21 protein-coding genes and 1 pseudogene are annotated in these 24,354 nt (G+C 68.9%); 4 read left to right on the top strand and 18 right to left on the bottom strand.

Features of this window, described 5'->3' with window-relative positions:
- Window positions 1-564 (bottom strand): YggT family protein, encoded by a 564-nt coding sequence (locus X946_RS08365; RefSeq protein ID WP_038745765.1) that lies wholly within the window; start codon window positions 562-564, stop codon window positions 1-3.
- Between the two features lie 82 nt (window positions 565-646).
- The gene (locus X946_RS08360) at window positions 647-1,666 is read right to left on the bottom strand and encodes a Rossmann-like and DUF2520 domain-containing protein (protein ID WP_038745763.1); all 1,020 of its coding nucleotides are present in this window, start codon (window positions 1,664-1,666) and stop codon (window positions 647-649) included.
- A gap of 422 nt (window positions 1,667-2,088) precedes the next feature.
- Between X946_RS08360 and X946_RS08355 the strand changes: the two genes are divergently transcribed.
- Together X946_RS08355 and X946_RS08350 are read left to right on the top strand one after the other, a co-directional pair.
- Window positions 2,089-2,385: a hypothetical protein gene (locus X946_RS08355; RefSeq protein ID WP_038745832.1), complete on the top strand. Its 297-nt coding sequence runs from the start codon at window positions 2,089-2,091 to the stop codon at window positions 2,383-2,385.
- A 167-nt stretch (window positions 2,386-2,552) separates the two neighbouring features.
- Entirely contained in the window at window positions 2,553-3,536 is a 984-nt protein-coding gene (locus X946_RS08350) for a threo-3-hydroxy-L-aspartate ammonia-lyase (protein WP_038745761.1), read from the top strand.
- 384 nt (window positions 3,537-3,920) lie between these two features.
- Here X946_RS08350 and X946_RS08345 read toward each other — a convergent pair whose 3' ends face one another.
- A complete protein-coding gene (locus X946_RS08345; protein ID WP_186448569.1) occupies window positions 3,921-4,601 on the bottom strand; it encodes a LysE family translocator in 681 nt (226 codons plus the stop codon).
- A 37-nt stretch (window positions 4,602-4,638) separates the two neighbouring features.
- Window positions 4,639-6,198 (bottom strand): UbiD family decarboxylase, encoded by a 1,560-nt coding sequence (locus X946_RS08340; RefSeq protein ID WP_038745759.1) that lies wholly within the window; start codon window positions 6,196-6,198, stop codon window positions 4,639-4,641.
- Between the two features lie 581 nt (window positions 6,199-6,779).
- Between X946_RS08340 and X946_RS08335 the strand changes: the two genes are divergently transcribed.
- A complete protein-coding gene (locus tag X946_RS08335) occupies window positions 6,780-7,883 on the top strand; it encodes a lytic transglycosylase domain-containing protein (RefSeq protein WP_038745757.1) in 1,104 nt (367 codons plus the stop codon).
- A gap of 486 nt (window positions 7,884-8,369) precedes the next feature.
- On the opposite strand, the gene X946_RS08330 is transcribed toward X946_RS08335, so the two are convergent.
- From X946_RS08330 to X946_RS08290, 8 genes and pseudogenes are all read right to left on the bottom strand, one after another.
- The gene (locus tag X946_RS08330) at window positions 8,370-9,563 is read right to left on the bottom strand and encodes a pyridoxal phosphate-dependent aminotransferase (protein WP_038745755.1); all 1,194 of its coding nucleotides are present in this window, start codon (window positions 9,561-9,563) and stop codon (window positions 8,370-8,372) included.
- A 64-nt stretch (window positions 9,564-9,627) separates the two neighbouring features.
- Window positions 9,628-10,065, bottom strand: a complete 438-nt coding sequence (gene nusB / locus X946_RS08325; protein ID WP_038745753.1) for a transcription antitermination factor NusB — start codon at window positions 10,063-10,065, stop codon at window positions 9,628-9,630.
- Window positions 10,062-10,586: a 6,7-dimethyl-8-ribityllumazine synthase gene (ribH, locus tag X946_RS08320; protein WP_038745751.1), complete on the bottom strand. Its 525-nt coding sequence runs from the start codon at window positions 10,584-10,586 to the stop codon at window positions 10,062-10,064. Before ribH ends, nusB begins: the two co-directional genes overlap by 4 nt.
- Before the next feature lie 80 nt (window positions 10,587-10,666).
- Window positions 10,667-11,803 (bottom strand): bifunctional 3,4-dihydroxy-2-butanone-4-phosphate synthase/GTP cyclohydrolase II, encoded by a 1,137-nt coding sequence (gene ribBA, locus X946_RS08315; RefSeq protein ID WP_038745749.1) that lies wholly within the window; start codon window positions 11,801-11,803, stop codon window positions 10,667-10,669.
- Between the two features lie 328 nt (window positions 11,804-12,131).
- The gene (locus X946_RS08310; RefSeq protein ID WP_038745747.1) at window positions 12,132-12,746 is read right to left on the bottom strand and encodes a riboflavin synthase; all 615 of its coding nucleotides are present in this window, start codon (window positions 12,744-12,746) and stop codon (window positions 12,132-12,134) included.
- A gap of 17 nt (window positions 12,747-12,763) precedes the next feature.
- Entirely contained in the window at window positions 12,764-13,897 is a 1,134-nt protein-coding gene (ribD, locus tag X946_RS08305; RefSeq protein ID WP_038745745.1) for a bifunctional diaminohydroxyphosphoribosylaminopyrimidine deaminase/5-amino-6-(5-phosphoribosylamino)uracil reductase RibD, read from the bottom strand.
- 28 nt (window positions 13,898-13,925) lie between these two features.
- Window positions 13,926-15,347, bottom strand: a pseudogene (gene hemL, locus X946_RS08300) (glutamate-1-semialdehyde 2,1-aminomutase); the annotation flags it as partial.
- Between the two features lie 315 nt (window positions 15,348-15,662).
- Complete coding sequence (locus tag X946_RS08290; protein WP_038745739.1) at window positions 15,663-16,121, bottom strand: hypothetical protein; 459 nt, start codon at window positions 16,119-16,121, stop codon at window positions 15,663-15,665.
- A 397-nt stretch (window positions 16,122-16,518) separates the two neighbouring features.
- Here X946_RS08290 and X946_RS08285 point away from each other — a divergent pair, with 397 nt between their 5' ends.
- Complete coding sequence (locus X946_RS08285; protein WP_038745737.1) at window positions 16,519-17,754, top strand: Bcr/CflA family multidrug efflux MFS transporter; 1,236 nt, start codon at window positions 16,519-16,521, stop codon at window positions 17,752-17,754.
- A 222-nt stretch (window positions 17,755-17,976) separates the two neighbouring features.
- On the opposite strand, the gene X946_RS08280 is transcribed toward X946_RS08285, so the two are convergent.
- The 6 genes from X946_RS08280 to pgl form a co-directional block, all read right to left on the bottom strand.
- Window positions 17,977-18,996, bottom strand: coding sequence for a D-cysteine desulfhydrase (locus X946_RS08280; protein WP_038745735.1), 1,020 nt, complete (start codon window positions 18,994-18,996; stop codon window positions 17,977-17,979).
- A gap of 57 nt (window positions 18,997-19,053) precedes the next feature.
- Window positions 19,054-19,779, bottom strand: coding sequence for an amino acid ABC transporter ATP-binding protein (locus X946_RS08275; protein WP_038745733.1), 726 nt, complete (start codon window positions 19,777-19,779; stop codon window positions 19,054-19,056).
- 64 nt (window positions 19,780-19,843) lie between these two features.
- Entirely contained in the window at window positions 19,844-20,503 is a 660-nt protein-coding gene (locus X946_RS08270; protein WP_038745731.1) for an amino acid ABC transporter permease, read from the bottom strand.
- 72 nt (window positions 20,504-20,575) lie between these two features.
- Entirely contained in the window at window positions 20,576-21,376 is an 801-nt protein-coding gene (locus X946_RS08265; protein WP_038745828.1) for a transporter substrate-binding domain-containing protein, read from the bottom strand.
- Between the two features lie 383 nt (window positions 21,377-21,759).
- Window positions 21,760-23,685, bottom strand: a complete 1,926-nt coding sequence (locus X946_RS08260) for a bifunctional transcriptional regulator/glucokinase (protein WP_038745729.1) — start codon at window positions 23,683-23,685, stop codon at window positions 21,760-21,762.
- Window positions 23,663-24,343, bottom strand: coding sequence for a 6-phosphogluconolactonase (gene pgl / locus X946_RS08255; protein WP_038745727.1), 681 nt, complete (start codon window positions 24,341-24,343; stop codon window positions 23,663-23,665). Before pgl ends, X946_RS08260 begins: the two co-directional genes overlap by 23 nt.
- Window positions 24,344-24,354 lie beyond the last annotated feature (11 nt).

The following is a 24,354-nucleotide window of genomic DNA, read 5'->3' as shown; positions in this document are numbered from 1 at the left end:
TCAGATTCCGAACAGCGTGAGCGACACCGCCGCGCGCGTGACGACCATGATCAGCACCTGGACGATCACGAACAGCAGGATCGGCGACAGGTCGATGCCGCCGAGATGCGGGATCAGCCGGCGCAGCGGGTTCAGGAACGGCGCCGTCAGCTGATACAGGATCGCCATCGCGGGCGAGCGCGGATTCAGCCACGACAGCAGCGCCATCAGGATCGTCAGCCACAGCATGAGATTGAGCGCCCACTTCACGACGGTCAGCAGCGCGACGATGAGGATCGTCGGGATGATCGACAGCGCGTCGACGCCCGCCATCGTCACCATCAGCGCGACGTAGACGAGCGACGTGACGACGGCTGCGGCGATGCTCGCCCAGTCGACGCCGCGCACGCCCGGGACGATATGCCGCAGCGGCAGCACGATCCAGTTCGTGGCCTGCAGCACGGCCTGCGTGACGGGGTTGTACGGCGGCACGCGCACGGCCTGCAGCCAGACGCGCAGGATCAGCGCGGCGCCGAACAGCGTGAAGACGGTATTGAGCAGAAAGCGGGCGATCTCGCCGAACATCTTTGAATCCTTTTCGTTATCCAGGCCAGTCGGGTAGCGTGCCGTCGCCGCCCGTGGGCGGCGCGCATCGGGCGTCACCTTATCACGGCTCGCCGCGGGCGGGGCGTGCGAGGTCGAGCGAACGTGCGAGCGATGCGTCGACGGCTTGCTCGAGCGCGTCGAGCGACGGGGGCGGCGACGCGCGCTTGCGCGCGAGCGCGACCGCGCGACGGGTGTTGAGGGCATAGAGCGTCGCGTGGTCGCCGCCGAGCGATTCGAGGAGCGCGAGCTGCCGCTCCACGATACCGACGTCGCCGCGCGACACGGGCCCCGCGAGCGCGTTCGCGAGCCCCTTGTCGCGCGCCGTTTCGATCGTGCCGGCGAGCATCGGCAGCAGTGCGCGCAGCGCGTCGCCCTCGGCGAAGCCGAGCGAGCGCCACAGCTCGACGCATTCGGCGAGATTGCAAAGCGCGAAGCTCGCCGCGTAGTTGGCGGCCGCGTGATAGAGCATCCGGCCGCCCGCCGGGATCGACAGCGGATGGCAGCCGAGCGCGGCCGCGAGCGCGACGAGCGCGTCCTTCAGCGCGCCGTCGGCCTCGATCGTCACCGAGCAGCCGTCGATCCGCGCGAGATCGGCGTCGCCGCCGCCGAACAGATAGAGCGGATGGAAGCCGCCCGTCGCCGCGCCCTGCGCGCGTGCGGGCGCGAGCAGCTCGACGCTCGACGCGCCGCTGCAGTGGACGAGCGCCTGAGCGCCCGCGCGCGCCGGCGAGAAGCGCAGCTCGGCGGCGATTCGGCCGAGCGCGTCGTCGGGCGCGGTGATGAAGACGAGGTCGGCGGCGTCGACGACAGCCTGCGGCGAATCGGCCGCCGCGCAGCGCGCGTTGGGCGTCGCGCTTGCGCGATGGCCGTCGTGGCCGGCGGGTGCGGCTGCGGCGGCAGCGGCGGCGACGCGCACGGCGAGATCGGCGTCGATCTGCGCGGCGAGCGCCGCGGCCGACGCGTTCGAACGGCTCGCGATCGCGGTGACGGCGTACCCGGCGCGCGCGAAGCGGCGGGCGACGCAGCGGGCAAGGCGGCCCGCGCCGATGAAGCCGATGCGGGGCGTGGCGGACAAGGACATGGCGGCGATCCGTAATCTGCGGCAAACCGTCAGTATCGCGTATTCGGTCGCGACGGCGTTCGCTCTGGCCCCAAGGCGGCTCGCTTTAGGGGACGGAACGAGGGGCGGAGTCGTCCGTCTCGCGCCGTCCACAAGCTGTCTCTAATTTGTAATCGTTCATTACCGTTCGCCGGACGGGCGGCGGGGCCCGCCGAGCGGCGCGTTCGGCGACTTCCCGCCATCCGCCGAATTGCCGCCGGATCGCACCCGCGCGGCGGCGTCCGATTTCGCGCATCGCCGCGCCGCGAGGCTTTGTGCAATTGCAATTTGCAACAAATGGGCGTGGCTCGCGATCCCGGATTTCGCTACATTCGTCTCATGCGGCAAGCATGCCGTCGCTGTTGATGTGGCGGGCACCGAAGCCCGCCGCCAGGAGAACCAAAGTGAAAAAGCTCATTCCGTTGATCGCCGTCGCAGCACTGGGCCTCGGGGCTGCGGCCGCCGTGCAGGCGCACGTGTCGATCGGTGTCGGCATCGGGGTGCCGATCGCGCCGGCTTACCCGGTCTATGCCGCGCCGCCGCCCGTTTATTACGCGCCGCCCCCGCCGCCCGTCGTCTACGCGCCGGCGCCCGTGTACTACGGGCCGCCCGCCGTCGTGGTCGGCGGCGGCTACTACGGCTACGGCCGCCCGTACTGGCGTCATCACGGCTACTACGGCCGTCCGTACTGGCGTCGCTGATAACTGACGTCGACGCGCCGCCCGGCCGGCGGCGCGCCTGATGCCACGGCGCGGCACGGCGAAGGTTCGTGCCGCGCCGTTTTCCTTTCGGGCTGCTGCGCGAGTCGAGCGAAGCTGGGACAATGATTGTTCCCTCGTCCAACGATGCGTTTTTCGCTCTCGCCGCCATGCCTGTTCAATCCGCCTCCGATCTCGTTCTCCCGACCTTCGCCGACGTGACCGACGCAGCCGCCAGGCTTGCCGGCGTCGCGCATCGCACGCCCGTCCTCACGTCGAGCACCGCCGACGCGCACACCGGCGCGACGATCTTCTTCAAGTGCGAGAACTTCCAGCGGATGGGCGCGTTCAAGTTCCGCGGCGCGTACAACGCGATCTCGCACTTCGACGCCGAGCAGCGCCGCGCGGGCGTGCTCACGTATTCGTCCGGCAACCACGCGCAGGCGATCGCGCTCGCCGCGCGCCTCGCGGGTATCCGCGCGACGATCGTGATGCCGCACGACGCGCCCGCCGCGAAGGTCGCGGCGACGAAAGGCTACGGCGGCGAAGTCATCACCTACGATCGCTACACCGAAAACCGCGAGGAGATCGGCGCGCGGCTCGCGCAGGAGCGCGGGATGACGCTCGTGCCGCCGTACGACCATCCGCACGTGATCGCGGGGCAGGGGACGGCCGCGAAGGAACTGATCGACGAAGTCGGCGAGCTCGACCTGCTCGTCGCGCCGCTCGGCGGCGGCGGGCTGCTCGCGGGCAGCGCGCTGTCGGCCGCCGCGCTCGCGGCCGGCTGCGCGGTGATCGGCGTCGAGCCGGAAGCGGGCAACGACGCGCAGCAGTCGCTCGCGCGCGGCGAGGTCGTGCACATCCCCGCGCCGCGGACGATCGCGGACGGCGCGGCGTCGACGCACGTCGGCGCGTACAACTTTCCGATCATCCAGAGGCTCGTCAAGCAGGTCGTCACGGTCAGCGACGCGCAATTGATCGACACGATGCGATTCTTCGCGCAGCGGATGAAGGTGGTCGTCGAGCCGACGGGCTGCCTCGGCGCGGCCGCGGTGCTCGACGGCGTGCTGCCCGTCGCGGGCAAGCGCATCGGCGTGATCGTGAGCGGCGGCAACGTCGATCTGGCGCGCTACGGCGAGTTCCTGCGCGGGTGAGCGGGGGGATGGGCGGCGGCGGTGCGCCGCCCGTTGCCTGAAACGTTCGCGCGCACGCGACGGGCGTGCATGCGATGCTGGCGGGCGCGATGATCGACCGGCGGTGCGGTGTCGTCGCTCGTCGGCGGGCGTGCGTGTGCGAGCGGCATCCTGCGCGGCAGGTCGATTCGGTCGGCGATGCGATGCCGCTCGGCACGGATGCCTCCGATGGACGCCGAGCGGACGGCCGCGAAGCGGCTTGGTTCTTGATCGCGGTGGCCGTGTCGGTGTCGGTGGCGGCTCGGCGCGAGAGGCCGACGCGCGTGAAAGGGGCGCGCGAAAGGGGCGCGCGGATCGCCGTGCGCCGCCTCGCGGGCGAGGCTGGCGAGGCTGGCGAGGCGGGTGTCAAGCCGCCGCGTTCAGGATCAGGTCGCGATAGCCGCCGACGATCACGCTGTACGAGAAATACGCGAAGAGCAGCGCGGACACGACGTGGCACGCGCGCATCAGTCCCGCGCCCGCGCGCTTGCGGCCCTGGCTCGCGAGCGTGCAGAGAAAGAGCGTCCACGCGAGCCCGCCGAGGAAGAAGCCCGACAGGAATATGGATGCCGTCGAGGGCGTCGTCGCGCCGGCCTTCGCGATCAGCGCGCCGCCGACCGCCGCGAACCACAGGATCGCCGACGGCGACGACATCGCGAGCAACATGCCGCGCGCGAAATGGCGCCAGGTGCTCGCTTGAACGGGCGCGGCGGGCGTGTCGTTGCCGCCGGTGGCGGGCGCCGGCGCGGGAAGGAGCGCCTCGCGCGCCATCTTCCATGTGAGGACGAGCAGCACCGCGCCGCCGCCGAGCCATACGGCCCAGCGCACTGCCTCGAACTGCAGCAGCACGGCCATCCCGGCGAGCGCGAGCGCCGCATAGACGAGATCGCCGATGCACGAGCCGATGCCGAGCCAGAAGCCCTGCTTGAATCCGTGCGACAGCGTGAGCGACAACATCGCGACGTTCGCGATGCCGATGTCGAGGCAAAGGGAAAGCGACAGGAAAAAGCCGTCGGACAACATCGACGTGGGCGCGAAGCTCATCATGGGGTGTGTCGTTATCGAAGATTGGAGGCGCGCCGGCTCACGACAGGCCGATTTCGGTCCACAGGCGATCGACGCGCGCCTTCACGGCGGCGTCCATCTCGATCGGCCGGCCCCATTCGCGCTGCGTTTCGCCCGGCCACTTGTTGGTCGCGTCGAGTCCCATCTTCGAGCCGAGGCCCGCGACGGGCGACGCGAAATCGAGATAGTCGATCGGCGTGTTCTCGACGAGCACGGTGTCGCGCGCCGGATCGACGCGCGTCGTGATCGCCCAGATCACTTCCTTCCAGTCGCGCACGTTCACGTCCTCGTCGACGACGACGATGAACTTCGTATACATGAACTGCCGCAGGAAGCTCCAGACGCCGAACATCACGCGCTTCGCGTGGCCCGCGTAGCTCTTCTTCATCTGGACGATCGCCATTCGGTAGCTGCAGCCTTCGGGCGGCAGATAGAAGTCGGTGATCTCGGCGAATTGCTTCTGCAACAGCGGCACGAACACCTCGTTCAGCGCGACGCCGAGCACGGCCGGCTCGTCGGGCGGCTTGCCGGTGTAGGTCGAGTGGTAGATCGCGTCGCGGCGCATCGTGATCCGCTCGACCGTGAAGACCGGAAACCATTCCCGCTCGTTGTAGTAGCCGGTGTGGTCGCCGTACGGGCCTTCGAGCGCGTGCTCGTAGGCGGCCGCGGCGCCCGCGGCCGGGCGCGGCGGCGCGCCTTCGGGCGCCGCCGCGGGCGAGCCCTGCTGCGGATGGATGAAGCCTTCGAGCACGATCTCGGCGCGCGCGGGCACCTGCAGCGTGTCGACGCCGGGCGTCAGGCATTTCGCGAGCTCGGTGCGCGCGCCGCGCAGGAGCCCGGCGAACTGGTATTCGGACAACGTGTCGGGTACGGGCGTGACGGCGCCGAGCGTCGTCGCCGGATCGGCGCCGAGCACGACGGCGACCGGATACGGCTGGCCGGGATGCTTGAGCGCGAATTCGCGAAAGTCGAGCGCGCCGCCGCGATGCGCGAGCCAGCGCATGATCAGTTTGTTGCGTCCGATCAGCTGCTGCCGGTAGATGCCGAGATTCTGGCGCGTCTTGTTCGGCCCGCGCGTGACCGTGAGGCCCCACGTGAGAAGCGGGCCGGCATCGCCCGGCCAGCAGGTCTGGATCGGCAGCTTGTGCAGGTCGACGTCGGCGCCTTCCCAGACGATTTCCTGGCACGGCGGCGCGGACACCGTCTTCGGGCCCATGTCCCACACGGCCTTCGCGAGCGACAGCAGCTTGCCCGCGTCCTTCAGGCTCTTCGGCGGATCGGGCTCCTTGAGCGCGGACAGCAGCCGGCCGATGTCGCGCAGCGACGCGAGCGCCGCTTCGTCGTCGGCGTCGACGCCCATGCCGAGCGCGACGCGCCGCGGCGTGCCGAACAGGTTGCCGAGCACCGGAAACCGGTAGCCCGTCGGCGCGTCGAACAGGAGCGCGGGGCCGCCCGCGCGCAGCACGCGGTCGCAGAGCTCGGTCATTTCGAGCACGGGCGACACGGGTTGCGCGACGCGCCGTAACTCGCCGCGCTGTTCGAGGCTGTGGATGAAATCGCGTAAGTCTTTGTATTTCATGAAGGATGTCCGGGCCGCGCGCGGCAGGCGGGCGGCGGTGGGGGGCGGGCACGGCGTCCGCCCGGAAACGAGCGCCGATTTTACCCGGCCGGACGGCCAAGCGATGAAAACGCAAAAAATGGCGGCGGATCTGAACGCCAGACGGCACGAGGCTCCCGATTCCGACCCGTAACAAATCATTACTTTTTGTTATGAAATCGTATTTCTATAGTGTTGACGATCTATAAAACCCTGCTAGAATCCGCTCACATTGGTTGCAGGCCCCAGTGTTGAACCTTCAATCTTTGGTCCTATAGACGCAACGCGTCGCCGTCCGCCGATACCTGCACGGCCTTCTGACGGTCTGTTTGTTGTCCTAGCCAGCGCCCAGTCGACGCTGGTTTTTTGCGTAGGAGCCTCGCGCGTCCGCCTGCCGCAAGTGCAGGCCTTGTTTCGACGTGGCTCTGAACGGTACTTATACCGTTTCTCCGATACCGATGCGGTCCGACCAAGACGCTCGGTGTCTTGATTCCGCGGCAGCGCGTCATGTCTCGTCTCGAGCGCCGAGCGAGCCGCATGAATCATGTCCATGGAGGATCTGAATGAATGCTTGGTTATCGTGGCGTCCCAGTGAGCGGCATGCGCAGCTGTTGCGCGCAGCGCTGCGTCGCGGGACGCGTGTCAGTCACCATCTATTCAGCGTGGTCGGTTGTTGTGCGGTAGCGATCGGGCTTGCGCTGTGGCTGCTGCCCAACGTGCGCGGCACGCTCGCAGCGAAAGTCATGCCGTTCGTGTCGGCGGCCGTGCAGGCCGGTCCGGCGCGGCTTCTCACCGGTCATCCGGTGCCTGCTTTCGGCCCGGCGAACGCCGAAGAAAGCGAATCGATCAGCGCGGACGCAACGCCCTCGTCGACGGCCTCGCCCGTCGACGCCGCCGCGACCCTCGACGCCGCGCGCAACGGCCCGTCGCCCGTGTCGCTCGCGAAGCTCATCCCGATGCAGCGAGTCGCCGCCGACGCGCGCGACGACCGCGTGCTCGCGTCGAACCGCGAACAGGCGCTCGTCGCCACGTACCTCGCGCGCCGCTATCGTGTCGCGCAGGAGCCCGTCGGCCAGCTCGTCAAGGCGGCGTTCGAGACGGGGCGCGACGTCGGGCTCGACCCGCTGCTGATCCTCGCCGTGATGGCGATCGAATCCGGCTTCAATCCTTATGCGGAAAGCGGCGTCGGGGCCCAGGGCCTGATGCAGGTGATGTCGAAGGTGCATTCGGACAAGTTCGAGTATTTCGGCGGCACCGATGCCGCGCTGCAGCCGCTCGTCAACATCCAGGTTGGCGCGCTCGTGCTGAAGGACTGCATCGCGCGGGGCGGCTCGCTCGCGGGCGGGCTGCGTCTGTACGTCGGCGCGACGACGCCCGACGACGGCGGCTACGGCGCGAAGGTGGTCGGCGAGCGCGACCGGCTGCGCGACGTCGCGCGCGGCCGCAAGGTGTCGATCTACGCGTCGCAGCAGCCGGCGCAGGGCGCGGTGACGGTCACGACCGTGTCGACGTCGGGTGCGACGCAAAAGCGCGTGCGCACGACGCTCGACGGCGCGCACCCGCTGACGATCAAGTCAGCCACCGCGCCGAAGGCGCCGCAGCAGGACGACGCGAGCGTCGACACGGCGGCGAAGCACGATGCCGCCGCTTCGGAGCTCGGCACCTGACGACGCGCGAACGGCGGATTCGCCGCAGCGGCAGGTTGCTTCGGCCGCGAGCGCGAGTGGGTGGAAGATCGGGAATCATCGAAAAGGCCGGGTCCTGTGTTGAGCGGGGCTCGGCCTTTTTGCCTTTGCGGGCGGCGACGGTGGTGCGTCATGAATGCAACTAACCGAAGGCGACGCGGTGGTGGCGCAGTGACGCTGAATTGTTGCGATTTGTTGCGACTGTGGCCGGCCGTGCGAATTGCGCCGGAGTCCGAAGTCTTCGACTTTCAAGCTTCGAGCTTCCGAAGCGTCGAACAGTCGGGCCGAAGCGTACGCCGCGACGACAGATGCGAAAACCGACAAATAAAGAAGCGCGAAAGCGAAAGAGGCGGGCGCCACGCTATAAATAGCGTGCGACCTGCCGCGCACGCCGGGCGCGATCGACTCGCTACGCGCGCGGCGGGTTTGCGCATGAGGTTGCGCGTTAGCGCACAGCCGTCGCCCGTTCTATCGTCCGAAGAGCGTGCCGAGACGCTCGACGGCCTCCTCGAGCCGTGAGTACGCGGTCGCATAGGACAGCCGGATATAGTCGCGCGGCGCATGGACGCCGAAATCCATTCCCGGCACGAGCACCACGCCCGCGTCATGTAGCATCGCGTTCACGAGCGCGGCGCTGTTTCCCGCCGCAGGGTGCGCGACGCCGCCGCATTGCGCGTAGACGTAGAACGCGCCGTCCGGCATCACGGGCACCTTGAAGCCGAGCGATTCGATCGCCGGCACGATGAAGTCGCGGCGGCGCTGGAATTCGGCGCGGCGCGCCTCGTAGATGTCGAGCGTGTCCGGTTCGAAGCACGCGAGCGCCGCGTGCTGCGCGAGCGCCGACGGGCAAATGAACAGATTCTGCGCGAGCTTTTCGAACGTGCCGACGAGCGCGGGCGGCACGACGAGCCAGCCGAGCCGCCAGCCCGTCATGTTGAAATATTTCGAGAAACTGTTGACGGTGACGACGTCGTCGCCGAACGACAGCGCGGAGACGGGCGCGCCGTCGTAGCTCAGGCCCTGGTAGATCTCGTCGACGATCGTGAAGCCGCCGCGTGCGCGCACCGCGTCGACGATCCGGCCGAGCTCGGCCGGATCGAGCGACGTGCCCGTCGGGTTCGACGGCGACGCGAGCAGCACGCCGCGCGTGCGCTCGCCCCAGCGCGTCTTCACGTCGTTCGCGGTCAGCTGGAAGCGGGCTTCGGGGCCGCTCGGCACGAGCACCGCGCGGCCTTCAGCCGTCGCCACGAAGTGGCGATTGCACGGGTAAGACGGATCGGGCATCAGTACTTCGTCGTCGCGCCCGACGAGCGCGAGGCACGCGAGCAGCAGCGCGGCCGACGCGCCTGCCGTCACCACGATCCGTTCCGGCTCGATCGACAGGCCGTACGCACGCGCGTAGTGCGCGGCGATCGCCTCGCGCAGCGGCGCGATGCCGAGCGCACTCGTGTATTGCGTGACGCCGCGGCGCAGCGCCGCGGCGGCCGCCTCGACGACGGGCTCCGGCGCGGTGAAATCCGGTTCGCCGATGCTCATGTGAATGATGTCGCGGCCGGCGCGCTCGAGAACGGCGGCCTCCTTGACGATTTCCATCACGTAGAACGGCTCGATCGCGTCGACGCGCGACGCAAGCCTCAGGAGCGAATCGGCAGCGGTATTCATCGTCGAATCAAAGCGGTGCGGAAAGAGCGAAAAGCGGGCGCGCGCCGCGCGCCCGCGAAGGGGGTTACGCGTCGCGTCGCGCGTGCGTTTCGGCCGGGCGCAGCTTGACGGCCAGCTTGTCGAGCACGCCGTTCACGTACTTGTAGCCGTCCGAGCCGCCGAACGTCTTCGCGAGCTCGACGGCTTCGTTGATGATCACGCGGTACGGCGTTTCGATCTGATGCGTGAGCTCGTACGTCGCGATCAGCAGCACCGCGCGCTCGACGGGCGACAACTGATCGATCGGACGGTCGAGATTCGGCGAGATTGCCTCGGCAAGCGTCGCATGCTCGCGGATCACGCCATGCAGGATCGTGTCGAGCAGCGTCTTGTCAGCCTTGTCGTAACCCAGCGCGCCGCGCAATTGCGCGTCGATCTCGCCCGGCGCCGCGTTCGACAGCAGCCACTGATACAGGCCCTGCGTCGCCAGCTCGCGCGATTGTCGGCGGGCGCTCTTCTTCATGCGCGCTCCTCTTCGTCTTCGTCGTCCTCGTCTTCGTCCTCTTCGTCTTCATCGTCGCTCAGTTGATCGAGCGTCATCGTGAGGTTCGCCATCTCGATGGCGACGCGCGCGGCGTCGCGGCCCTTTTCGGTCATCCGGGCGATCGCCTGCTCGTCGGTTTCGGTCGTGAGGACGGCGTTCGCGATCGGCGTGTTGAAGTCGAGCGCGATGCGCGTGATGCCTGCGCCGCTCTCGTTCGACACGAGCTCGAAGTGATACGTCTCGCCGCGGATCACCGCGCCGAGCGCGATCAGCGCGTCGAACTGGTTGCTTTCCGCGAGCTTTTGCAGCGCGAGCGGGATTTCGAGCGCGCCCGGAACCGTCACGAGCAGCACGTCTTCGCCGGAGACGCCGAGGCGCTCCAGCTCTTCGACGCACGCGTCCGCGAGGCCGTTGCAAACGGGTTCGTTGAAGCGCGATTGAACGATGCCGATACGCAGGCCATCGCCTTCGAGGTTCGGTTGATATTGTCCGATTTCCATATTCTTTCCGTGGAGTGGATGAGCGGTGATAGGGGCTGCAGCACAGGCTGACAACGGTACGACACTACGACACGAAACCGTCACGCGGCGTCGCAGGCGGATGCCGCGCCGCCCGGCATCGGCGCGAAGCCGGTGACTTCGAGACCGTAGCCGGACATGCTGCCGAGCTTGCGCGGATTCGACAGCACCTGCATCTTGCCGACGCCGACGTCGCGTAAAATCTGCGCGCCGATGCCGAACGTCTTGAAATCGACCGGCCGGCGCTTGAGCACGGCCGCCTTTTCCTTCTCGTCGAACGCGCGGAACACGTCGACGAGATGCTCGCTCGTGTCGCCGCAGTTCAGGAGCACGATCACGCCGAGCTCGCGCGAGGCGATTTCCTTCATCGCGGCGTCGAGCGTCCACGAGTGGGTCGACACGCCGGTCTCGAGCAGGTCGAGCACCGACAGCGGCTCGTGCACGCGCACGGGCGTTTCGTCGTGCGGCGCGGGCTTGCCGCGCACGAGCGCGATGTGCGGCGAGCCCGTCGGGTGATCGCGGTACAGCACCGCCTTGAACGGGCCGTGCGCGGTCTGCATCGTGCGTTCGGCGACGCGCTCGACGATCGATTCGGTGCGGCTGCGATAGTGGATCAGATCGGCGATCGTGCCGATCTTCAGGTCGTGCTCCTTGCCGAATTCGATCAGGTCCGGCAGGCGCGCCATCGTGCCGTCGTCCTTGATGATCTCGCAGATCACCGCGGCGGGCGTCAAGCCCGCGAGCGCGGTCAGGTCGCAGCCCGCCTCGGTGTGGCCCGCGCGCACGAGCACGCCGCCCGGCTGCGCCATGATCGGGAACACGTGGCCCGGCTGCACGATGTGCTCGGCGCGCGTGTCGTGCGCGACCGCCGTTGCGATCGTGCGCGCGCGGTCCGCGGCCGAGATGCCCGTCGTCACGCCTTCGGCCGCCTCGATGCTGACCGTGAACGCGGTGCCGTACTGGGTGCCGTTGCGATACGTCATGAGCGGCAGGTTGAGCTGCTTGCAGCGCTCCTGCGTGAGCGTGAGGCAGATCAGGCCGCGGCCGTAGCGGGCCATGAAGTTGATCGCTTCCGGCGTGACGAACTCGGCGGCGAGCACGAGGTCGCCCTCGTTTTCGCGGTCTTCTTCGTCGACGAGGATCACCATCCGGCCGGCTTTGAGCTCGGCAATGATGTCGGGCGTGGAGGCGAGCGTCATAAAAGGATCAGGGCAAGGGAAAGCGCGTATTTTACGCCACGCCGGCCGGGTTTTAGCCGGATGCGGCGAGGGCGGCCGGCGCGTTGGCCGAATGGCCGACGGCGGCGCGTGCGACGATGCGGCCGGATAGCCCGGCGGCGGCCGTCCGGCGGGTGTTTGCGAGCGTCGGTGAAGATCGGCGCGCGATGCGTCGCGCACGGCGAGCAGGCGTAAAGGGCGCCATGCGCGCGCCGAAGAGCCGATCGTTCCGATGCCCGGTCGCGCGCGCATGCGTCGCACCCCGGGCGCGTCCGGCGGCGCGCGGCGCCGGACGTGTCGGGGCGGGCGCTTATTTCGGCGCGGTCGTCATCCGCTCGACATACCGCGCGATCATGTCGATTTCCAGATTGACCTTCGCTCCCGGCTTCAGATGCCGCAGCGTCGTCACCTCGACCGTATGAGGAATCAGGTTGATCGAGAATTCGCAGCCGTCGTCGCGGTCCTCGACGGCGTTGACGGTGAGGCTCACGCCGTTGACGGTGATCGAGCCCTTGTAGGCCAGGTAGCGGCCGAGCTCGCGCGGCGCGAGCACCCGTAGTTCGTGCGATTCGCCGACGGGCGCAAAGCGCGTGACGGCGCCGAGCCCGTCGACGTGCCCGGACACGATGTGGCCGCCCAGGCGATCGTGCGCGCGCAGCGCCTTTTCGAGATTCACGTCGCCGGGTTCGGCGAGGCCGACCGTCTTGTTCAGGCTTTCGCGCGACACCTCGACATCGAACGTGTCGGCCGTCTTCGCGACGACCGTCATGCACGCGCCCTGGATCGCGATGCTGTCGCCGAGCGCGACGTCGGCGAGGTCGAGCCCGCCCGCGCGCAGCGTGAGGCGCACGCCCGCGTCGGGCGAGGAGGCGATCGGCTCGATCGTTTCGATGCGGCCGACTGCCGCGACGATTCCGGTAAACATCGTGTCGGGTTCCGTTATCAGTGAGTGGGGGGCGCGCTCGCGTGTGCGGGCGCGAAGCGCGCGAGGATGCGCAGGTCGTCGCCGACGCGCTCGACGCTGTGGAACGCGAGGCGCGTGCGATCGGCGAGCGACGCCGGCGCGGCGAGATCGAACATCGCGGCCGCGTCGGCACCGAGCAGGCTCGGCGCGAGATAGACGAGCAGCTCGTCGACGCAGCGCTCGCGCAGCAGCGAGCCGTTCAGCTTGTGGCCCGCCTCGACGTGCAGTTCGTTGATCCCGCGTTCGCCGAGCACGGCGAGCATCGCGGGCAGGTCGACCTTGCCGCGCGCGTTCGCGAGCGGCACGATCTCCGCGCCGCGCTCGCGCAGCGCCAGCGCGCGCGCTTCGCTTTGCGAATCGAGCGCGCCGCAGAAGATGAGGAGCGAGCCGCCTTCGAGCAGGCGCGCGGTGAGCGGAATGTCGAGGCGGCTGTCGATCAGCACGCGGCGCGGCTGGCGCGGCGTGTCGACGCCGCGCACGTTCAACTGCGGATCGTCTTCGCGCACGGTGCCGATGCCCGTCAGGATCGCGCACGCGCGCGCGCGCCACTTGTGGCCGTCGTCGCGCGCGGCGTCGCCCGTGATCCATTTGCTTTCGCCGGAGGCGAGCGCCGTGCGGCCGTCGAGCGACGCGGCCGTTTTCATCCGCACCCACGGCCGGCCGCGCGTCATTCGCGACACGAAGCCGATGTTCATTTCGTGCGCCTCGTGCGCGAGCAGGCCGCAGCGCACGTCGATGCCCGCGTCGCGCAGCATCGCGAGGCCGCGCCCGGACACCTGTGGGTTCGGGTCCTCCATCGCCGCGACGACCTTGCCGACGCGCGCGTCGATCAGCGCGTGCGCGCACGGCGGCGTGCGGCCGAAGTGGCTGCACGGCTCGAGCGTCACGTAGACGGTCGCGTCGCGCAGGTCGTGGACGCGCGCGCGCGCGTCCTTCAGCGCCTGCACTTCGGCGTGATCCTGGCCCGCCGGCTGCGTGAAGCCCTCGCCGATCACGACGTCGTCCTTGACGATCACGCAGCCGACGCGCGGATTCGGTGTCGTCGTGTACATCCCGCGCGCGGCGAGCGCGAGCGCGCGCTGCATGTGGGTGAAGTCGCTTTCCGAGAACATCGATTCGTCCTGTCAGTCGTGCGGCAGATCAGGGGCGCAGCGCCGCGAACGCGCGGCGTGCGGCGGCGAGCGTCGCGTCGAGCGTGTCGTCGTCGTGCGCGCTCGACACGAAGCCCGCTTCGTACGCGGAAGGCGCGAAATACACGCCTTCGTCGAGCATCAGATGGAAGAAGCGGTTGAAGCGCTCGGTGTCGCTCTTCGTCACGTCGGCGAAGCTCGCCGGCACGTGCTCGGTGAAGTAGAGGCCGAACATCCCGCCGATCGCGTCGGCCGAGAACGGCACGCCGGCCGTGCGCGCTTCGGCGGCGAGACCGTCGGCGAGCCGGCGCGTCTTTTGAGCGAGCGCGTCGTAGAAGCCGGGCGCCTGGATCAGCTTGAGCGTCGCGAGGCCCGCGGCGACCGCGATCGGGTTGCCCGACAGCGTGCCCGCCTGATAGACGCCGCCGAGCGGCGCGAGATGCGACATGATGTCGCTGCGGCCGCCGAACGCGGCGGCCGGCATTCCGCCGCCGATCACCTTGCCGAGGCACGTGAGGTCCGGCGCGATTCCATAGTGCTGCTGCGCGCCGCCCAGCGCGACGCGAAAGCCGCACATCACTTCGTCGAAGATCAGCACGGCGCCGTGCTTCGTGCAGAGCGCGCGCAGCGCGTTCAGGAACTCGGGCGTGCCGCGCACGAGATTCATGTTGCCCGCGACGGGTTCGACGATCACCGCGGCGATCTCGTCGCCGAACGCGGCGAACGCTTCGTCGAGCGCCGCGACGTTGTTGTATTCGAGGACGGTCGTGTGCTTCGCGACGTCGGCGGGCACGCCCGCCGAGGTCGGATTGCCGAACGTGAGGAGCCCCGAGCCCGCCTTCACGAGCAGGCTGTCCGCGTGGCCGTGATAGCAGCCTTCGAACTTGACGATCCGGCTGCGGCCGGTGAAGCCGCGCGCGAGGCGCAGCGCGCTCATCGTCGCTTCGGTGCCGCTCGACACCATCCGCACCTGTTCGATCGACGGCACGAGCTTGCAGATTTCCTCGGCGATCTCGATCTCGGCCTCGGTCGGCGCGCCGAACGAGAAGCCGTCGGCGAGCACGCGCTGCACGGCGGCGAGCACGTCCGGATGCACGTGGCCGACGATCATCGGGCCCCACGAGCCGATGTAGTCGATGTAGCGTTTGCCGTCCGCATCCCAGAAGTACGCGCCTTGCGCGCGCGCGACGAAGCGCGGCGTGCCGCCGACCGAGCGGAACGCCCGCACCGGCGAATTGACGCCGCCCGGGATGGTTCGCTGAGCGCGTTCGAAGAGAGTCTGATTGTTCGACATGAATTGGACCTGCGAGAGAGTGCGCGCGAGCGGCGAAGCGCCGCGGCTCGCGTCGGGCGTATCGATCCGACCGATTGTACCGGAGACGCGCGGCGCGGGCTTTCCCGGCGCTGCGGCGGTTCGGCGCGCGGGGCGGGGCGTGTGGGCGGAGCGCGGGCAACGCGGGTCCGGGCGACGCCGCGGCGCGGCGTATCGAGGAACGGTTCGCGATCGACGCTCGGGCGCGGCGAGATTCGCGCGATTCCTGCGGTGCCGGACGGATTCGTCGCGTCGATCGACGAATGGGTCGTGGTTCGGTGCCGATTGACGTTGTTCGCCGCGGCGAACGGCGGGATGAGGCGCGGGGCGAATCGCCGCGCGAATTGCAGCACGAATTGCAGCGCGAATTGCCGTACGAATCGCTGTACGAATCGCCGCCCGACGGGCGGCGCGTGACGAGCGGCGGTGCGCCGGCTATGCGCGCTTCGGTGGCTTGCGCTTGCCGGTGAGTTCGGCCCAGCGTTTTTCGAGCGCACCCTCGACCATCGGCTTGATCGACGTGCCCGACGTCTGCGCGTCCCACGTCTGCACCGAGAACGGATGCGCGCGCAGCGCGTCGCGCGGGATCACGACTTCGCTGTGGCCGTCGACGAGCCAGTCGTAGACGAAGTCGATGCAAAGCCGGTAGCCGCGCTTCGTCTGCGGATCAGGCACCTCGTACGGCTCGCGCGTCACGTAGCCGGAACCGAACACGCCCTTCGGCTCTTTCGCGACACGATGCAGGAACACGCGGTCGCCCGGCAGGATGCTGCGCGAGAAGCCGCAGCCCCAGACGTCGGCGACCGCTTCGCCCGCCTTCACGCGCGCGGCCATTTCGGGCAGCTCGGGCCAAGGCCATTTCTTGGGGCTCCAGATCAGCAGGAAGGCGGTCATGTCGGCAGCTCGGCGCGGAATCGTCCAACGAAAACGCCGAGCTTAACCGATGCGCGGACGCCGCGCGACGGCGGCGCGCGGAGACGATGGCCGGGATCATGAAACGCGGCGTGGGCCCGCCGACCCGCCGCTCGCCGACCTGCCGACTCGCCGACCTGCCGACCTGCCGACCTGCCGACCCGCCGACCCGCCGACCCGCCGACCCGCCGACCCGCCAAACCGCCAAACCGCCATGCGCCGGACATCACGCCGGCCACTCCAGTCGGCCCTGCATCAAGAACGCCGGCAACCGGTCGCGTACAATCGAGCCTCGCGGCGGCCCGACCGGGCGCCGCCCTCCTTGCCTGGCCGTCGCGCGCGCCCACCCGCGCACGGCGGCCGCTTCCGTGGAATTCCAATGCCTCACGTCGCAAGACGCCGGCCGGACGGCCGGCTGATCCTGTTGCTCGGCGCGCTCGCCGCGTGCGGGCCGATCGCCACCGACATGTACCTGCCGAGCCTGCCCGCGATCGCGGCCGGCTTCGGCGTGAGCGCCGCCGCCGCGCAGCGCACGCTGACGAGCTTCATGGCCGGCTTCTCGATCGGCATGCTGCTCTACGGACCGCTGTCCGACACCTACGGCCGCCGGCCCGTGCTGCTCGGCGGCATCGCGCTCTTCACGCTCGCGAGCGTCGGCTGCTTCGTCGCCGCGTCGATCGACATGCTGGTCGTCGTGCGCTTCCTGCAAGCGTTCGGCGCGGGCGCGGCGTCGGTGCTCGCGCGCGCGATCGCGCGCGACGCGCACGAGCCGGCCGACGCGGCGAAGGTGCTGTCGATGGTCGCGATCGTCACCGCGATCGGGCCGCTCCTCGCGCCGCTCATCGGCGGGCAGGTGCTGCGCTTCTCGGGCTGGCGCGGCGTGTTCGTCGTGCTCACGCTGTTCGGCGCGGTCTGCGCGACGGCCGCGTTCCTGCGCGTGCCCGAGACCTGGCCGCGCGAGAAGCGCGCGAGCTCGGCCGTGCTCGCATCGTTCTCCGCATACGGGCGCATCGTCGCCGATCCGGTCGCGTGGGGCCATATGCTGTGCGGCGGAATGGCGTTCGCGTCGATGTTCGCGTACATCACCGCGACGCCGTTCGTCTATATCGATTACTTCCACGTGTCGCCGCAGCATTACGGGCTGCTGTTCGGGTTGAACGTCGTCGGCATCATGCTCGGCAACTTCCTGAACACGCGCCTCATCGGCCGCGTCGGATCGCTGAAGATCATCGCGGGCGCGTCGCTGCTGAGCTGCGCGGCGTCGCTTGCCGTCGCGTTCTTCGCGCTGACGGGGCTGGGCGGATTGTGGTCGATCGTCGCGAGCCTCTTTTTCGTCGTCGGCGTCGTCGGGATTCTGTCGGCCAATTGCACGACCGACCTGATGCACCGCTATCCGCACAACGCGGGCGCCGCGGCCGCGGTGTTCGGCGCGATGCAGCTCGCGCTCGGCGCGCTCGCGAGCGTCGCGATCGGCGCGCTCGCCGACGGCACGCCGTTCGCGATGGGCGTGACGATCGGCGTCTCGGGCCTCTTGTGCCTCGGCGGGCGCATGCTCGTGCTGCGCTGGCATGGCCTGCCGGTGAAGGGCAGGTTCCGCAACGTCGACGTCGCGTAGCGAAGCCGGCGGCTTGCGCGCGCCGCCGCCGGCATGCGGCTTTTCGTTGCCGCTGGCGCCGGTTGCCGCGCGGCACGAAGGGCCGCGTTCGGCGTCGCGCGGTCACGACGCGTGCGCGACGCGTGCGCGACGCCGTATTGCGACGACAGATAGCGCCGGATGCCGTCGGGCGCGGCGATGTGCGCGAACGCGGGGTGACGGCGCTTCAGCGTTCGCGCGACGTCATGCGTTCGCGCCGCACGCGTCGCGATACGCGAACAGCGCGGGCGCGCCGCCCGTATGCAGGAACAGCACCGGGCCGTTTCCTTCGATGCGGCCGCTCGCGATGCCGTCGAGCAGGCCGGCCATCGCCTTGCCCGTGTACACGGGATCGAGCAGCAGCCCCTCGGTTCGCGCGAGCAACCTGACTGCGTCGTTGCCCGCGCGATTGGGCTCGCCGTAGCGCGGCGCGAAGTAGTCGTCCCACAGATCGATGCGCGTCTCGGCCGGCGTTTCGACGCCGAGCAATGCGCTCGCCCGGTCGAGCAGTTGCCGCACCTTCGGGCGCTGCGCGGCATCGGTGCGCGACACCGTGACGCCGATCACGGGCAGCGATGGCAAGGCATGCGCGAGCGCCAACGAGAGGCCCGCGTGCGTGCCCGCGCTGCCGGATGCGAGCACGACGGCCGAGAAGTCGAGCGACGCGGCGCGGATCTGCTGTTCGAGTTCCAGCCCCGCGCGCACGTAGCCGAGCGCGCCGAGCGCGTTCGAGCCGCCGATCGGAATCACGTACGGGCGACGTCCTTCGTCGCGCAGCCGTTGCGCGGCCGCTTCGAGCTGCCGGTCGGCGTCGTCGAGGTTGTCGACGTCGTGCACGCGCACACGGAACAGATCGAGCAGCAGCCGGTTGCCGCTGCGCAGGTAATCGTCGCGCGCGGTCCCGATCGGGTTTTCGAGCAACGCGACGCAGTCGAGGCCGAGTTGCGCCGCGAGCGCTGCGGTCTGCCGGACGTGATTCGACTGGATCGCGCCTGCCGTCACGAGCACGTCCGCGTTTTGACGGAGCGCGTCCGCGGCGAGGAATTCGAGCTTGCGCAGCTTGTTGCCGCCCATCGCGAGCGGCGTGCAATCGTCGCGCTTCACGTAGACGTCGCGGCCGACGTGCGCCGACAGGCGCGGCAGCCGTTGCAGCGGCGTCGCCGCATCGATCAGATTCAGGCGGGCGAAAGTGTTCAGTTTGGTTGAAAGCGTCGTCGTGTTCATGCCGGGTGGAGGTGTCGGGTCGTCATGACGCCGCCGGGCGGCGGCAGGCCAAGCGGGTCAGTGCAGGATCTTGTCGAGAAAGTCGCGCGCGCGCTCGGAGCGCGGCGTGCTGAAGAACGTCGCGCTCGCCGCGTCTTCGACGATCACGCCGCTGTCCATGAAGAGCACCCGATTCGCGACCTTGCGTGCGAATCCCATCTCGTGCGTGACGCAGATCATGGTCATCCCTTCGCGCGCGAGCTCGACCATCACGTCGAGCACTTCGTTGATCATTTCAGGATCGAGCGCGGATGTCGGCTCGTCGAACAGCATCGCGATCGGGTTCATCGACAATGCACGCGCGATCGCGACGCGTTGCTGCTGTCCGCCCGACAGCTGGCCGGGAAACTTCTGCGCATGCGCTTTCAGGCCGACGCGATCGAGCAGGCGCAGCCCGATGTCGCGCGCCTCGTCCTGGTCGCGGCGCAGCACCTTGATTTGCGCGAGCGTCAGGTTCTCGAGCACGGACAGGTGCGGAAACAGTTCGAAATGCTGAAACACCATGCCGACGCGCGCGCGCAACTGGGCGAGCTTGATCGACGGATCGCCAAGGCGCGCGCCGTCGACGATGATATCGCCCCGCTGGAACGGCTCGAGGCCGTTGATCGTCTTGATGAGCGTCGACTTGCCCGAGCCGGACGGCCCGCAGACGACGACCACTTCGCCTTTCGTGACGGTTGCGCTGCAACCGGTGAGGACTTGATGGGCGCCGTACCACTTCGATACGTTGTCGAGAGTAATCATGTTCGGAAACCTTGCGAATTGCACAACGCGCGGCCGTGCCGCGATCCGGACGGCCGCCGCATGTTCAGTGCGCCGACGGTAGCACGCAGCGCTTTTCGACGCGCACCTGGAGCCGCGACAGCAGCGTACTCAGGACCCAGTAGATGGCCGCGGCCGCGAGATACAGCGGAAGCGGCTGGAACGTCGATGCGATGGCTTCCTGCGTCGAGCGCAGCAACTCCGTCACGGTGATGACGGAGACGAGCGACGTGTCCTTGATGAGGCTGATCAGCGTGTTCCCGAGGCTCGGCACCGCGAGGCGCAGCGCCTGCGGGCAGACGACGTGGCGCAGCGTCTGCACGTGCGTGAGGCCGAGGCTGTGCGACGCGGCCCACTGGCCGCGGCCGATGCCGAGGATCGCGCCGCGCATGCTTTCGGACAGATAGGCGCCCGCGTTGAGCGTCAACGTCAAGATGCCGGCCGAAGTCGGGTCCAGCGAGATGCCGATGTCGGGCAGCCCGTAGTAGACGACGAACATCTGCACGAGCAGCGGCGTGCCGCGCATCAGGCTGACGTAGCCTTGCGCGATGGCGGACAGTATCCGGTTGTTGCCGATTCGCACGATCGCGACGACGAGGCCGACGATCAGGCCCAGCACCATCGACGCGAGCGCGAACTTCATCGTCAGAATCGCGCCGTTCGCGAGCACGGGGAGGGCGTGCACGACCACATCGAACGCTTCCATGAATTGGACTCCAAAACATTTACGGGCGCGCCGGCGGCCCCTGGGCGTGCCGACGCGCGCGGTTGGTGACGGTTATTGCGCGTTGGGGACCGACGTGTCGACGCCGAACCACTGCACCGAGATCTTCTTGAGCGTGCCGTCTTTGCGCATCGAGGCGAGCGCGTCGTCGATCGCCTTCGCGAACTTCGGATTGCCCTTGCGGAACGGGATGCCCATCTGCGTCTCGCCGCCCTTGACCGTCGCGCCCGGCCGCAGCGGCATGTGCGCGTTCTTGATCAGGTACGGCAGCATCAGCCGGTCGTCCATGCTGACGTCGATGCGGCCCGCCGCGACGTCGCGCAGCTTCTCCGGCGCGCCCGGGTACGTCTTCACGTCGACGCCGGGCAGCGTCTTCGCGAGATCGGCGAAGTTCGTGCCGAGCGTGACGCCGAGCCGCTTGCCCTGCAGCGCGCCCGGCGCGCCGTAGTCGAACTTGTCGTCCGCACGCTGGATCAGTTGCGCGGCGGAGTACACATACGGCTGGCTGAAGTCGAGGGCCTGCTTGCGCGCCGGCGTGATGCCGACCTGGTTCACGATCACGTCGAACTTGCCCGCCTGCAGGCCGGCGAGAATCCCGCTCCATTCGGTCGTGATGAATTGCGGTTTCACGCCGAGCCGCGCGGCGACTTCCTTCGCGACGTCGACGTCGAAACCTTCGAGCTGGCCGTCGCTGTTGCGGTAGTCGAACGGGGGGTAAGTGCCTTCGAGCGCGATCTTGAGCACGCCGGCCTGCTTGACGCTGTCGAGCAGGTCGGCTGCGTGCGCGGAAGCGGCAGCGATGCCGAACAGCGCGGCGGCGAGTGCTGACGTGAACATCGGTTTGAATGCCTTCATCTTCAATCTCCGTGGGACAAAACTGAGCGAGTGATTTTACGGCTGCGTCGTCGCATCGACGGCGTTCGCCGCCCGCGCGGATTCGTGCGGCATCGGTGCGGACGGCAGTGACGAATGCGTGCCGAGTGAAGGCAAGCATAGTTTTGTCAAAATGGAAAATGTTTCCAAAGAATCCCGGATTTACACGGCCGCGTGGAAAGTTCTTCTATCGTTCGCGTGGGTTGCGCAAGTGCTCCGCTGTCGGCGCAACCGGGTGCAATCGTGGGGAAGCCGAGTCGACGCGTTGCCCGTCGGTTCCGGGCCGCGCAACCAAAAAAAAGCCGGAGCCCGAAGGCTCCGGCTTGCGGCGATCCGCGAGGCGCGGCGCGCGTCGAATGCTCTCGTCAGTCCTTCGCCGCGGGCGCCGCGCCGTGGCTCAGCCAGTCGAGCACGTCGGCGGCCTCGTCGTCCGCGCTCGCGCCCGCGCGCGCCTTCGCGCGCGCCATCGCTTCGGCGAGCTCCGCGTTCGGCGCGGCGCGGCGAATCGCGACGCCGACCGCGAGGATGTCGATCATCACGAGATGCAGAATCCGCGAGATCATCGACAGCTGCGATTCGCGCATCTCGATGTGATCGGTTTCGAGCGCGACCGTCGCGCGTTTCGCGAGCGGCGTGTTGCTCGACGTGATCGCGATCACCTTCGCGCCCGCCTGCATCGCGACGTCGAGCACGCGCAGAAGCTCCGGCGCGCGGCCCGACTTCGACACCGCGACGATCACGTCGCCCTTGCCGAGAAGCGCCGCCGACGCCGCCTGCATGTACAGGTCGCCGTAAGCGATCGTCGGGATGCCGAAGCGGAAGAACTTGTAGTGCGCATCCTGCGCGACGATGTTCGAATTGCCGAGCCCGTAGAACTCGATGCGCCGCGCGTTGTTCAGGATGTCGATCGCCTGCTCGACGTGCTCGAAGTTCAAGTGTTCGCGCAACTGAAGGATCGCCGACACCGTGTTGTCGAGCACCTTCGCGCCGAAGTCGGTGGCGGTGTCGCCGAGATGCACCTGGCTGTGGCTCATCGGGATCGTGCCCGTCAAGCCCGTCGCGAGCTTCAGCTTGAAGTCCGACAGCCCCTGGCAGCCGAGCGAGCGGCAGAAGCGGATCACCGTCGGCTGGCTCACGTCGGCCTTGCGCGCGATGTCGACGATCGGATCGTTGATGATCGAGCGCGGATGGTTGAGCGCGAGATCGGCGACGCGCCGCTCGGCGGGCGTCAACGCATCGCGCATCTGGCGGATTCGTTCGAACACGGCCGACGACGCGCCGCCCGTGCGGTTCGACAACTGCTCGGCGAGAATCGCCGACACGCCGAGGAACGCCGGATACTCGGCGGTGATGAGATAGGTCGGGATGTTCGCGAGATATGCCTCGAAGCGGCCCTTCGCCTCGAAGCGCGCGCGGAACGACGAGCGCAGGAACAGCTCGCCCAGCTTCGGCACGACGCCGCCGCCGATGTAGATGCCGCCGAGCGCGCCGAGCGTCACCGCGAGATTGCCGGCGAACGTGCCGAGAATTCCGCAGAAGCACTCGACCGCCTCGAGCGCGAGCGCGTCGCCCGCGTGCGCGCGCTCGACGATGTCGGCCGTGTCGACGTTCGCGGCCACCCGCTTCTTGTCGCGCGTGGCGAGCGCGCGGTAGATGATCTCCATGCCCGGGCCCGCGCACACGCGCTCGAACGAAACATGCGGATACTTGCGGCGCGCGTACTGCAGCACCAGATCCTCGCGCTCGTCCATCGGCGCGAACGTCGCGTGGCCGCCTTCGCTGCCGAGCGCGATCCAGCGGTCGTCGGCGGGGATGAGCCCGGACACGCCGAGCCCCGTGCCCGGCCCCATCAGGCCGATCACGCTGTTCTGCCGGCGCGCGCCGCCGCCGATCTGCACGCGCTGCGCGTCGGTCAGGCCGGGCAGCGCCATCGCGAGCGCGGTGAAGTCGTTGACGACGAGCAGCGTGTCGAAGCCGAGCGCGCGGCGCGTCGCCTCGATCGAGAAGCTCCAGTTGTGATTCGTCATCCGGACCTGATCGCCGTCGACGGGGTTCGCGATCGCGATCGCCGCGTGATTCACGCGGCCGATCTTCACGTCCTTCAGATACCTGCGGATCGCGTCGGTGAGCGTCGGATAGTCGGCGCCCGGGTACACGCGGATCTGCGTGATGTCGCCCGGGCCCGTCTCGAGCGCGAAGCGCGCGTTCGTGCCGCCGACGTCGGCCAGTAGGCGCGGCCCGTCGGCGTGCTGGGCCGCGGCGGCGGCCTTAGTTTGCGCACCAGTAGACATCGAGCTTCGTCCCCTTGTCGTTGGCCAGTTGCGAAATCGCGTTCTTTTGCGGCGCGGCCGCGGCCGCCTCCAGCACCTCGCGCTTGCGGCTTCCCGCGATCAGCAGGAACAGGCGCTCGATGCGCTTCAACGCATCGAGCGACAGGCTCACGCGCGCGTGCGGCGCGGCGCCGGGGTGGACGGCGACGAAGCGCTCGGCCGTCGCGATCGCGCGGTCCCATTCGGGCGCGTCCGCGAAGATCGACGCGGTGTGGCCGTCCTCGCCCATGCCGAGCACGGCGACGTCGGGCAGCGGGTGCGCGGGGCTCTGGTTGAGCGCCGCGATCTGCGAGTCGAGCGACTCGCGCACGTCGACGAGCGGCGCGAAGCGCGCTTGCGCGGCCGCGTTGCGCAGCAGCGTCTCGCGCACGAGCTTCGCGTTGCTCGCGTCGTCGGTGTCGGGCACCCAGCGGTCGTCGACGAGCGTCACGTCGATCCGCGGCCAGTCGAGCGCGGCGCCCGACAGCGTTTGCAGGAACGGCCGCGGGCTCGTGCCGCCCGACACGGCGAGCGTCGCGCGCGCGCTGCGCGCGAGCGCCGCCGCGAGCGCCTCGCCGACCGCTTGCGCGAGCGCTTCGGATTGCGCGCGCGGGGTTTCGAAAGCGTGAACCTCGATCACTTCTCCTCCAG

This window comes from Burkholderia sp. ABCPW 111 (assembly GCF_000773065.1).
Lineage (GTDB): Bacteria > Pseudomonadota > Gammaproteobacteria > Burkholderiales > Burkholderiaceae > Burkholderia > Burkholderia savannae.
This window is presented reverse-complemented; position numbering and strand designations above follow the sequence as displayed.